The following is a 12,131-nucleotide window of genomic DNA, read 5'->3' as shown; positions in this document are numbered from 1 at the left end:
GCGCAGGACAGGGGCATGGTGTGGTCCCTCCGGCCCCACGCGAGCAGGACCGGCATCCGCACCTGGGGAGCCCACCGCAGGAGCGCCGCCCGGCTTCCCACCTTCACCTGATGGAGGAAGGAGCGCGTATGGAGGAGCACGTTGTGGAGGATGTGCCACCAGGCGCGCAGGTTGAGGCCCCACTCGAGGCACGCATCCACCAGCCGCGCGCCCACCACGCGGGGAATGGAGCGCTGGCGCCGGGCGCCGATGGTATCCGCGAGCACGAGCCGCTCCACGCGCTCCCCATGGCGGGCCGCCACCAGCAGCGCCACGCCTCCACTGTTGGAATGGCCCACCAGCAGCACGCGCTGGAGCCGCAGCTGCTCCATCAGCCGCGCCGTCCACCGCGCATGCTCCTTGAGCGACCAGGGCCGCGGCACGGACGCCGAGCGACCGGAGCCCGGCAGCTCCACCGTCAGGACGCGGAAGTGCGCCGCCAGCTTCCGGATGAGCGGCAGGTAGCTGCGCGAGCGCACCAGCATGCTCGCGAGCAGCAACACCACCGGCCCCTCACCCGCTTCGAGCACCTGTGCGCGCACGCCGTCCACTTCCACCCAGCGCCGGGCGATGCGCGGAGGCAGCAACCCGACGTGCGTGCGAAGCGTCATGCCCCCAATCTGGGGACCACTCCGTGGGCCGTCTAGAGGGCCTCGATGCGCTCGCGGAGCCGCTCCGCCACGCGCGGGAGGTCATCCGGTGCCTTCACCGGCTCGAAGCGGCTGGTCTCCGGGTTCACGCGCTCCACCTCGATGAAGGCCACGGGGAGCAGCGGCTGACCATCGGCCCGGGTGAGGCTGCTGGCCTCGGCCGTCACCTGCTCCAGCTGGATGACGGGCTGGCCATCCACCTTCTTGGAGACCACGCGGTAGGGAATCGGAATCTCCTTCCCGATCATCTCCTCCAGCACGAAGGTGATGTTGTTGGTGGAGATGGTCGCGTGCTGGGTGGGGTCCACCTTCTCGACGAGCTGGAGCTGTCCCTTGAGGCGGACCGGCGCCGCGCCCGCGTCGAGCGCGCCGCTGGGGTTGGTGCGCGGGGTCACCTCCACCGTCATGCCCTTGCCCATCTTCAGGTGCAGCCCGATGACGACCGGATCCAACGTCGCCGCCAGGTTGTCCACGTTGGAGAAGTACACGTGGCGCACGCCCCGCTTGCGCAGCTCCTCCCCCACCCCGCTCTCGCGCAGCGCGCGGAAGACGTCCCCATGCCCCGAGGGCGCGAAGGACAGCTGCCCCCGCGGGTCCCGGAACAGCTCGCCGCTCGACGTGAGGCGCGGCAGCATCCGCTGGCGGAACAGGTAGACGTTCTCCTCCAGGCCCCGGCTCTTCAGGTGCGCGGTGATGTCCTCATGGGTGAGGTAGGACGTCATCAGCGCCACCGGCACCGGGCGCCCGTAGCGCTCTCCCAGCCGGCGCGCCTCCGCCAGCTTGATGTCGAGGAAGGTGCGCTCGCCCACCACCGGGACGAGCCCCTTCACCCCACCGCCGAAGCGCGTGCCGGCGCCCCCCGCCACCACGAGCGCGGCCACCTGGCCCTGACGGAACGCCTCCTCTCCGCGCTTGCGGCAGTCCTCGTACTCGGGCGTGCCCGCGCGCGGCAGCGGCTGGATGTCTCCCGGCTGGAGCGGCTGGAGGGAGCCCGCGAGCGGCGGGGCCTCGATGAGCTCGCCACGCTTGAACCGGTCGAGCAGCGCACGAAAGCTCGGGGCGTCGAAGCCGTCACGCGCGAGCTGGGGATTGTCGAGGTCCGTATTCATGGTGTTTGCCTGATCGCAGGGAAGGGGTTGTGCGAACCTTCCTAATACGCCTTCACCTCATGGACCCATCCCAAACGCTTCATCCCCGGGCGTGGGCGCCCGAGGAACTGTCGTCCGGTCCACGGACTCACGCTCCAGCGTGCGCTTCCGAATGGGACGCGCCCTTCTGGCGGGGATCGGTCCTGGCGAGTCGCTCATCCACGTCCTTGGCGAACTGGTGGGTCGGTTGGCGGGACCGCAGATCGTAGCTGTCGCCCTGGCTCAACACGTGGAGCCGGACGTTGAAGAGGGAGAGGGCCCGACTCGTCTCCTCCTCCGCCACGTTGGTGTAGGTCACGTCCTCGGCATCCGCGATGTAGGCGGCGCCCGCGCCAATGACGGAGAAGCGCTCCTCCCGCTCGACGATGACCGCCGTGTCCTCGTCGATGCCCAGGCCGATGAAGCGCGGATTCTGGGCCACCGCGCCCAGGAGCCGGCCAATGCGCCCGCGCTCCGCGAAGTGCTGGTCGACGATGACGTCCCGGATGAACCCAAGCCCCGGGGCCATCTGGAGCGCCTCGCCAATCTTGTGGGTCTCCCCGCTGGGGCCGCTCACGATCATCGTCTCGGCCATGACGGCCGCGCCCGCCGAGGTGCCCGCCACCGTGCCGCCGTTGCGGTAGAACTCCTCGACCGCGGAGCACAGGCGCGTGCCCGCGAAGCGCGTGGTGATCTTGAGCTGCCCGCCGCCGGTGAAGAAGAAGGCATCGGCTCCTTCAATCAGATGCAGGGGCGGGTCGAGCATCAGGTCCGCGCGGCGCTCGATGTCGAGGTGGACGACGTCCGCGCACCCGAGTTCCCGGAAGGCGCGCTCGTACGTCTTCCAGAGCTCCCCGGGCACGTCGCTCGCCACCGTGCAGACCACCACGCGTCCCCGCTTCGCGCAGTCGGTCACCTGGCGAAGGATGAGCCGGTCGTTCTCCCGGTCCTCGTGGCCCCCGATGATGATGAGGCGCCCGGCGACCGGCCGCCGGGCATCGGTGGGCGCCGCGGCACGGGCCGGGGGTGCACGGGTGGCTCCACTCGGCCGCGCCGTCTGGCTCCGACGCAGCGCCCTGCCCTCGGACCCCAGCTTCCCGTTCCCGTTGCCGCCCTGTCCGGTCTTGGATTTCCGTTTCGTCCCGCTGGTGCTTCGGGCCATGTCATTCACTCCTCTTCAGGAACGGTCTTGCTGACAGGGAGCCAGGGGTATTGGACGCGAGTCCAATAAGGTGGGTGTGGGGAGGATTGATCTGGCGGACAACTGCACCTGCCGCCTGCTCGACACAGATTCCTGGGAGCCGTCTTCAAAGGAATTGAGAGGAATTCCGTCGAATGACCCTGGCGATTCGCATCAAGGATGAGCAGTGGGAGGAGCAGTCCGAGGTTCGCTCCCTCCACCGACGTCGGTGGGTGAGTGTGACGGCTGACAAAAATGGCTGGTGCGTCCGGCTCGAGGGCAGCCGTCGGGTCGAGCGCTTTCCCACCGTGACTCAGGCCATCCACCGGGGGAGCAGGCTGGCGCGCCAGCACAAGCCCTCGGGCCTCCATGTGCAGTATGTGGATGGTGAGGAGGAGCGCTTCACCTACGAGGTGCCCGAGGAGCCGTGAGGTTTCGGCGCGGGTGTGGGTGGTGGATGACAGCCCGCCGGAGGCCAGGCGGGCCGCGGGGGTGCTGTCGGCCACCTACACCGTCGACATCTTCCCGGACGCCAGCGGCATGCTCGAGCGGCTGTCGCGGGGCGGCGCCCCCCCCCACCTCCTGGTGCTGGACTGGCGGCTACCGGGCAGCTCGGGCCCCGAGACGTGCCGCTTCCTGCGTGAGCGCTACGACGAGTTGACGCTCCCCATTCTTGTCCTCACCTCCGACGGAGAGCGCGAGGACTGGCAGCAGGCGCTGGCGGCGGGCGCCAACGACTACCTCCACAATCCCTACGACGACGCGGAGTTGCTTGCGCGCACGCGTACCCTGGTGCGCGTGCGCCAGCAGGCCGAGGCCCTGCAAGAGCGCGAGGAGCGCATGCGGGGCCTGCTCGAGTCGACCGCGGAGGGGCTGTGGGGCCTGGACGCCGAGGGCCGCTGCACCTTCGTCAACCCCGCCTGCCTGCGGCTGCTGGGCTACGACTCGACCGAGGAGGTGCTGGGCCGCGACATGCACGACCTCACCCACCACTCCCATGCCGACGGCACGCCCTATCCAACGGAGGCGTGTCGCATCCTGCATGTGCTGCGCACGGGGACGTACGCGGAGGCGGACGACGAGGTGGTGTGGCGCAAGGACGGCCAGCCGGTGCCGGTGCGCTACCGCGTGAGCCCCGTGCGGCGCGGCGGCACGGTGGTGGGCCTGGTGGTGGCCGTCGAGGACGTGCGCGCACGCGAGGAGGCCGAGGCCGCCCTGCGCACTTCGCAGGAGCGCTACCGCACGCTCTTCGAGTCCATCGACGACGGCTACTGCCTCCTGCGGGTGCACTTCGACGCGACCGGCCACCCGGTGGACTGCCGCTACCTGGAGACGAATACCGCCTTCGAGACGCACACGGGCTTGCGCAACGCGGTGGGCCGCAGGGCGCGCGAGCTCATCCCGGACCTGGACGCCTCCTGGTTCGAGACGTACGGGCAGGTGGCACTGACAGGGCAGTCCGCCCGCTTCGAGAGTGACGCCGCGGCCATGGGGCGCTTCTATGAAGTGTACGCCAGCCGGGTAGGGCCGCCCGAGCTGCGCCAGGTAGCCCTCGTCTTCAAGGATGTCACGGCCCGCAAGGCGGCCGAGGCCGAGCGCAAGGAGTTCCTCGTGCAGGCCGAGGCCGAGCGCACGCGCCTCACCATCATCCTCTCCGCGTTGGAGGAAGGCGTCATACTTCAGGACGCCCAGGGAACCTTGCGCTTCAGCAACAAGGCCGCCGAGCGGCTGCTGGGTGTGAGCGCGGACCAACTCGTGGGGCGCACCTCGGCGGACCCCCGCTGGAGGCCGGTGAGGACGGATGGCAGCCCGTACCCGGGGGAGGAGCATCCGCCCATGCGCGCGCTGCGCTCGGGCCAGGGCATCAGGGGCGACGTCCTGGGCGTGCACCACCCCGACGGTCGGCTCGTCTGGCTGTCCGTCAACGCCCAGCCCTTCTTCGAGCCGGACGGCACGACGCCCGCGGGCGTCGTCTCCTCCTTTCTCGACGTCACGGCCCAGCGCGCCGCCGACGCCGAGCGCGAGCGACTGCTGGGCGAGGTGGAGACGGCGCGCGTGCGCCTGGCCACGCTCGTCGAGCACGCTCCGGCCACCATCTGCCTCCTGCGGGGGCCCGACCACGTCTACGAGCTGGTCAACCCCCCCTACCAGCGGCTGGTGGGCACCAACCGAAGGCTGCTGGGCCTGCCGGTGCGCGAGGCCCTGCCCGAGGTGGTGCAGCAGGGCTTCATCGGCTTGCTCGACACCGTCTACCGCACGGGCCAGCCCTTCTTCGGTAGCGAGGTGCCCATCCGCCTGGACCGCCGCGGCGAGGGCACCCTCGAGGACGCCTTCCTCAGCCAGGTCTACCAGCCCGCGCGCGATGCGGCCGGGCACGTGGTGGGCATCGACGCCTTCAGCTTCGACGTCACGGAGCAGGTGCGCGCCCGACGGGAGGCCGAGCGGCTGATGGTGCTGGAGCAGGAGCGCGCGGACTTCGAGCAGCAGCTCATCGGCATCGTCAGCCACGACCTGCGCACCCCCATCGCCGCCATCACCATGGGAGCCGCGGTGCTGCTGCGTCGCCCCGACGTGGAGGAGCGCCAGCGGCGCACCGTGGAGCGCATCCTGTCCTCGGCGGGACGCGCCAACCGGATGATTCACGACCTGCTGGACTTCACCCAGGCGCGCCTGGGCGGCGGCCTCACGGCGCAGCGCATCCCCGGCGATTTCCACGCCATCGTGCGCCAGGTGGTGGAGGAGTCCCAGGTGTCCCACCCTGGCCGCCTCCTGCGCCTCACGCAGACGGGGGACGGCGGGGGCGAGTGGGACGCGGACCGCCTCGCGCAACTGGTGAGCAACCTGCTCTCCAACGCCCTGCATTACAGCCCGCCAGCCTCCGAGGTCCGCATCGAGACGCGTGGCGAGCCGGAGCACCTCGTCCTGGCGGTGCACAATGCCGGCGCGCCCATCCCTCCCGAGGTGCTGCCGCGCCTCTTCCAGCCCATGCAGCGCGGGGTGACGGAGGTGTCCGAGGCGCGCAGCGTGGGCCTGGGCCTCTACATCGTGGACCAGGTGGTGCGGGCGCACGGGGGCTCCGTCTCGGTGACGTCCTCTCACGAGGACGGCACGACCTTCACCGTGTCCCTGCCGCGGCGTGCGGGACTCGTCTCTTCTTAGTGTCCCGGGTCGTCGCGACGCGGGCTCCCCACGAGCGCCGAGGAGCGAAGGCCCGCGGTGGCGGCGGCGGCCATGAAGCGGACGGCCAGCCGTGGGTCGTCCATCATGCGCTTCAGCTCGTCCCCGAACTCCTGGAACGCGGCCCGGTAGGCCTCCATCTTCTCCGCGTCCCCGAGGGGGGAGGCGTGCCCCAGCAGCGGCAGCCGTCGCCGCCAGGAGCGCGAGCGCAGCAGGTGCGTGCGGACGAAGTCCAGCATGTCGATGGGCGTGGGGGGCATGAGGCCCACCGAGATGGAGATGGACTCCTGCTCCGGCGCGCTCACCTCGTGCCAGTAGCCGCCAGGGATGTAGAGCCAGTCGCCCGCCTCCAGCCGGCACTCCTGGACGGGAGTCGTCTCTCGCGAGATGTCCGGCGCGGCGTTGAGCGTCTCCAGGAGGGGCATCGGGTTGAGCGTGTTCTCGCGCAACTGGTAGCGCTTGGCCCCGGCCGTCTGGAAGATGAAGACCTCCTCCGGGTCGCAGTGCCAGCCGAAGCTGCCGTGGCCCGGCGGAGTGCAATAGACCTGGAGGTTGACGGTGCCCTGGAGCTCGGCGGAGAGCGTGCGCCCCAACTCCGTGAGGCCGGCGTCGTGCCGGTCCGCGTGCCGCAGGGCGAGCGAGTACCCGTCCTCGAAGAGCACACGGGCCTCCCGGGCCGTGGTGGGCCTCTGGCCGGACCACAGCTTGCCGTCGCGGACCAGCAGCAGATCAGCGGCGGGGTTCTCGACGAGGCGCTCGACGGTGGCCCAGGTGGCCAGCTCCCGCAGGTGCGTGGCCGAGGAGCGCCGCGCCAACGGTTGTTGGAGGTAGTGCTCCTGGAGGAAGGTGGAGCGAGGCAGATCGCCCAGCAGCGTGTCGATGAGCATGGGGGGAGCGTGCACCCGCGCCCCGGAACAATCCAGGGGCGAGCGTCATACCCGCTCGGTGGACGGGACGATGGGCCGGCGCTCCTTCAGGCTGTAGCGGTCGCCCCGGCCCAGGACGTGGACGCGCGCGTCATGGACGGTGAGGATCCGCTCGGGGTGCCGCTCGGAGAGGCTGGTGAAGCGGATGCCCCGGCCGTCGATGACATAGACGGCGCCCGAGCCGAGCACGGTGAGCTCCTCGTCGTCGTTCGTCACGAGGAAGGCGGTGTCCTCGTCGATGCCGATACCCAGGTTGTGGGGATTCTGCGCGACGGCGCCCATCAACCGCGCGAAGCGGCCCCGCTCGGTGAAGTGGGAGTCCACGATGACGCCCTTGAGCAGCCCGAGCCCCGGAGCCATGGCCAGGGTGGAGAGACAGGACCGGTTGGTGGGTCCACCGATGAGCATGGTCTCGGACATGGCCGCCGCGCCGGCCGAGGTCCCGACGATGGCCGCCCCCTCTTCGTGCAGCGCGAAGATGCGCTCCAGCAGGGGCGAGCCCCCCATCTGGCTGGTGATGCGGAGTTGGTCTCCACCGGTGAAGAAGAGCACCGAGGCGCCCGCGAGCTTCTCCACGTTGGCCGGCGCGTAGGCCTGCTCGCGGTTGCGGATGTCGACCACCTCCATGTGGCGCACGCCCAGCCGGCTGAAGGCCTTGTGGTAGATCTCCGCGAGCGGCTCGGGCTCCAGGGAGGCCACGGTGAGCACGACGATGCGCCCCCCCTCCTCCTCCAGCGCCTTCTTCGCGGCCTGCCGGAGGATGGCCTTCTCCTCGTCCGACTCCTTCTTCTCGCTGCCGCCAATCACCAGCAACTCGCCTCGGCGCTTCTTCTTCATGCCCCCCTGCCCTCCGGGGCAACGAGCAGCTTCCCGTCCCCGACCCTCCGCCGCCCCCGCGTGAAGACGTGACGGATGTCCAGGGTGCGCGCGTCCAGGAGCACGAGGTCCGCGTCCTGTCCCGGCGCGAGCCGCCCCTTCCGCCGCAGCTTCAGCGCCGCCGCCGGGTTGGCCGTGAAGAAGGGCAGCACCGTCTCCAGCGTCAGGCCGTGCTCGCGGACACAGGCGACGAGCTCCCGGTGGAGCTGGGCCGGCTCCGCCCCCGCGGTGTGGGCATCGGAGGACACCGTCAGCCGCTCGGGCAGCCCGCCGTGCTCCAGGTAGTAGCGGATCCACCGCCCCAGCCCGCCATCCACGGTGTCGAGGTCGATATAGGCCCCCCGGTGTGCCAGGGCGATGGCGTCGTCCATCAGCGCCTCGGTGCGGTTGGCGTGGGTGGCGTAGAGGCACTCGGGCCGCACCTCGTACTCGTCCAGCAGCTGGTGGAGCTGGGACATCCGGGCACGGCCCGGTCCCGTGTGGAAGTGGGTGACGCCGGCCTTTCCGGAGAGCGTGCCCCCCACCATGGCCTCGGCCACCACCCGCGCCAGCTCGGCGACGCTGTTCTGGGTGGAGCGGGCATCGGCGATGGCCAGCTCACCCACTCCGAGGACACAGTCGATGAGCACCAGGTCTTCCGTCACGGAGCCGGTGAGGGTGCGCGGCGGGAGGTGAAAGCCCCCGGTATAGAGGAAGGCGCTCACCCCGCCCTCGGTCAGCTGCCGGGCCTTGCCCACCAGCGCGCCGAGGTGCCGCGTGACGCTGTCCGTGCCCAGGCAGCCCACCACGGTGGTGACGCCCGCGAGCAGGAGCTGCTCCAGGGTCACCTCGTGCATCCGGGTGGAGAAGCCCTTCTCCCCGCCCGCGCCGATGAGGTGCTCGTGCGGATCGACGAGGCCAGGGACGACGAGACAGCCGCTCGCGTCCACCACCTCGCAGGGAACCTCGAGGGACGTCAGCCGCGCCTCGTCCACCGGCCCCACGTGCGCGATGAGCTCCCCCACGAGCAGCACCGACTGGACGCCCGCCGGGGCGGGCGTGTGGAGCACACCATCGCGGATGAGGGTGAGCATGAGCCCCCGCCTATTCGAACGCCCGGGTCACCGGCGTCTCGCAGGCCTCCGTGGCGGTCTCGTCCTCCGACGACAGCTCGCGGATGACCTCCAGGGCCTCATCCACGAGGTCCGCGATGATGACGAGCCGATCGCCGGGCCGCGTCCGGGCGAAGCCGCGGAGGATGCCCGTCCGCGCGTCCGGGACGATCTCGTGGGGCGTACCCGGCGCGAGGCAGCTGCGCATGAGCATGGGCACCTCGTTCTCCGCACGGTCGCGGCGGTTCTTCAGGTCGTGGAAGACGTACTCGTCCACGAAGGGGAGCGTCTGCTGCGTCGTGGCCAGGAGATCCTCGTCCCGGCGGTCGCCCGGCAGGCCGATGACCATGATGGTGCGACGGTCGCCGCTCCGGGGCAGCGCCTCGGCGATGGCCCTCATGGCCGCGACGTTGTGCCCGTAGTCCAGGATGACCTGGCGTCCCGCCAGCCCGAGCACGTTGAAGCGCCCCGGCGCCATGGCCATGTCCATGCGGAACGTCGTCAGCGCGCGCCCGATGAGCGCGGGGTTGAGCCCCTCGGCCCAGGCGGCCGCGGTGGCGGCCAGCGCGTTCTCCACCTGGAAGCGGAGGGTCCCACCGCCGGTGAAGCCGACGCGATCCAGCTCGATCAGCACCTGACGGCGGCCCTCGCGGACGGTGACGATGGCCCCGTTGTCCACGAACACGCCGCTGCCGCCCTGGGCCAGGTGCGCCTGGAGGACGGAGTTCTCCGGGCTGCGCGCGAAGTAGACGACCCGACCCTTGGCCGCGGCCGCCATCTCCGCCACCAGCGGGTCATCCGCGTTGAGCACCGCGGCGCCGTCCTTGGACACGGACTCGATGACGACCTGCTTCACCTTCGCCAGCTGCTCCAGGGTGTCGATGCCGCCCTGGCCCAGGTGGTCCGGGCTGACGTTGGTGACGATGCCCACGCTGCACCAGTCGAAGCCGAGCCCCTCGCGCAGGATGCCTCCGCGCGCCACCTCCAGCACCGCCACCTCCACGCGCGGGTGCAGGAGCACCGCCTGGGCGCTCTTCGGGCCCGAGCAGTCGCCCTCGAGGATGCGCTCCTTGAGGATGTACGTCCCGTCGGTGCTCGTCATGCCCACGTTCTGATGGGCCGTCTCGAACATGTGGGCCACCAGCCGGGTGACGGTCGTCTTCCCGTTGGTGCCGGTGACGGCGATGATGGGGATACGCGAGGGAGCGCCCGCCGGGTAGAGCGACTCGATGATGGGTCCGCCCACGTCACGCGGCAGGCCGCTCGTCGGCTCCAGGTGCATGCGCAGTCCGGGGGCCGCGTTCACCTCGACGATGGCTCCCGCCTGCTCCACCAGCGGGCGCCGGATGTCCTTGCAGAGCAGGTCGATGCCGGCCACGTCCAGGTTGAGCACCTGCGCGGCGAGTTCCGCCATGCGCGCGTTGCTCGGGTGCACCTCGTCCGTCACGTCCGTGGCGGTGCCTCCGGTGGACAGGTTGCAGTTCTGCCGCAGCATCACCACCCGGCCCGCCTCCGGGACGGACTCCAGGGTGAGACCCTGCTGCCCGAGCACCACCTTCGCGGCGTCATCGAGCCGGATGCGGGTGAGGCTGCTGCTGTGTCCCGGGCGTCGGCGGGGGTCCTGGTTGACCACCTCGACGAGCTGCGCCACCGTGCGCTTGCCGTCGCCGATGACCTGCGCGGGATCTCTCCGGGCCGCGGCCACCATCTTCCCGTTGACGACCAGGATGCGGTAGTCGGAGCCCTCGATGTGCCGCTCCACCAGCACGTCGCCCCGGAACTGGCTGGCGACCTCGTACGCGGCGCGCACCTCGGCCTCGGAGCGCAGGTTGACCATCACGCCCTTGCCCTGGTTGCCCGCCTCCGGCTTGAGGATGACGGGCAGGCCCAGGTCCTGGGCCACCTCCCACGCCTCGTCCGCCGAGCGCACCGTCTGCCCCTCGGGCACGGAGATGCCCACGTTGCGCAGCACGCGGTTGGTGAGGGGCTTCTCCTGGCAGATCTCCACGGCGAGCGCGGAGGTGTCCGACGTCTGCGAGGCGAGGATGCGCTTCTGGTGGATGCCGTAGCCGAGCTGCACGAGGCTGCCGGTGGGGGTGAGCCGGCGCACGGGGATGCCGCGGCGGCGCGCGGCGTCGACGATGGCGCGCGTGCTCGGTCCGAGCCGGTAGTCATCGGCCATTTCGCGCAGGCGCTCGAGGGCCGCGGGCGCGTCGTAGGCCTCGTCGAGCATGGCGGCGAGCGTCATCTCCAACGCGGTCCGGAAGGCCTCGCGCGCGGGCTCCTCCTCCTCATAGGCGACGACGACGTTGTACACGCCGCGCTGGCCCGCGCCCCGCGCCCGGCCGAACCCCACGTTGAAGCCCATCTCGTTCTGGAGCGCGATGGTGACGTGCTCGGTGATGTGGGCCAGCCAGGTGCCACGCCGCAGACGCTCCACGAATCCACCGGGCTTGCCGATGCTGCACTCATGCTCGTGCAGCCCGGGCAGCCAGGAGGTCAGGCGCTCGACGAAACCTGGGAAGGTGTCGCTGGGGCGCTCCTCGAAGGGGCCGATGTCCAGTTCCACCCGCAGCACGGGCTTGTACGCATAGAGGTTGGGACCCCGCAGGGCTTGCATTCTGCGGATCGTCACGCCATGGGAACTCATGAAGGTGTCCTGTCGCCAGATGTGTGGCTGATTTCAGAGGTATTCCTGCCCTCCGAGACCTGCACCTGTCCTGGGGTTCAAGAGACAGCCCGGCAGACGCATCGGTTGTCACCCTGGCAACGAAGCCTCGGGCCAGGACGGAGACCACGGACCTCCGTCCTGGCGGGAACCCGGAAAGGGTTCAGACGTGGATGCGACGCCGCATGCCGATGCCGCCCCGCGTCGGAAGCTCGGCTGCCCGGTAGTTGGTGACGAACCAGACGGCGAAGAGCGCGATGCCCGAGACGATGAAGAAGTTACGCGCCCGGACGACGTCCGCGAATCCCAACAGGAAGGGGAGGACGACCAGGGCCACCGAGGTCACGGCCTCGATGGAGCCGTGGATGGTGAAGGGGATGAGCTTGGCCACACCAAG

General features: G+C 70.5%; 9 protein-coding genes and 1 pseudogene. 2 read left to right on the top strand and 8 right to left on the bottom strand.

Annotation, left to right across the window (positions count from 1 at the left end):
* From VF794_RS35725 to VF794_RS35715, 3 genes are all read right to left on the bottom strand, one after another.
* A partial coding sequence (locus tag VF794_RS35725; protein WP_331117597.1) for an alpha/beta fold hydrolase occupies positions 1-650 on the bottom strand: 650 nt, incomplete at its 3' end.
* 32 nt (positions 651-682) lie between these two features.
* Complete coding sequence (locus VF794_RS35720; RefSeq protein ID WP_331117596.1) at positions 683-1,798, bottom strand: UTP--glucose-1-phosphate uridylyltransferase; 1,116 nt, start codon at positions 1,796-1,798, stop codon at positions 683-685.
* Positions 1,799-1,925: 127 nt separating this feature from the next.
* Positions 1,926-2,978 carry a cyanophycinase gene (locus tag VF794_RS35715; protein WP_331117595.1) on the bottom strand — a complete coding sequence of 351 codons (1,053 nt, stop codon included), beginning with the start codon at positions 2,976-2,978 and terminating at the stop codon, positions 1,926-1,928.
* A 173-nt stretch (positions 2,979-3,151) separates the two neighbouring features.
* Here VF794_RS35715 and VF794_RS35710 point away from each other — a divergent pair, with 173 nt between their 5' ends.
* A complete protein-coding gene (locus tag VF794_RS35710) occupies positions 3,152-3,427 on the top strand; it encodes a DUF2188 domain-containing protein (RefSeq protein ID WP_331117594.1) in 276 nt (91 codons plus the stop codon).
* A 22-nt stretch (positions 3,428-3,449) separates the two neighbouring features.
* Complete coding sequence (locus VF794_RS35705) at positions 3,450-6,155, top strand: PAS domain S-box protein (protein ID WP_331117593.1); 2,706 nt, start codon at positions 3,450-3,452, stop codon at positions 6,153-6,155.
* Here the strand turns inward: VF794_RS35705 and VF794_RS35700 are convergent.
* The 5 genes and pseudogenes from VF794_RS35700 to VF794_RS35680 form a co-directional block, all read right to left on the bottom strand.
* Positions 6,152-7,060 carry a JmjC domain-containing protein gene (locus VF794_RS35700; protein WP_331117592.1) on the bottom strand — a complete coding sequence of 303 codons (909 nt, stop codon included), beginning with the start codon at positions 7,058-7,060 and terminating at the stop codon, positions 6,152-6,154. The genes VF794_RS35705 and VF794_RS35700 overlap by 4 nt on opposite strands.
* Positions 7,061-7,105: 45 nt before the next feature.
* Positions 7,106-7,936 (bottom strand): cyanophycinase, encoded by an 831-nt coding sequence (locus VF794_RS35695; RefSeq protein ID WP_331117591.1) that lies wholly within the window; start codon positions 7,934-7,936, stop codon positions 7,106-7,108.
* Positions 7,933-9,048 carry an amidohydrolase family protein gene (locus VF794_RS35690; protein ID WP_331117590.1) on the bottom strand — a complete coding sequence of 372 codons (1,116 nt, stop codon included), beginning with the start codon at positions 9,046-9,048 and terminating at the stop codon, positions 7,933-7,935. Before VF794_RS35690 ends, VF794_RS35695 begins: the two co-directional genes overlap by 4 nt.
* Positions 9,049-9,058: 10 nt before the next feature.
* A complete protein-coding gene (gene cphA / locus VF794_RS35685; protein WP_331117589.1) occupies positions 9,059-11,686 on the bottom strand; it encodes a cyanophycin synthetase in 2,628 nt (875 codons plus the stop codon).
* 211 nt (positions 11,687-11,897) lie between these two features.
* A pseudogene (locus VF794_RS35680) lies at positions 11,898-12,131 on the bottom strand (hypothetical protein); the annotation flags it as partial.

Source organism: Archangium sp. (assembly GCF_036389735.1).
Lineage (GTDB): Bacteria > Myxococcota > Myxococcia > Myxococcales > Myxococcaceae > Archangium.
Note: the sequence above shows the minus strand (reverse complement) of the source record. Positions and strands in the feature narration are given on the sequence as shown.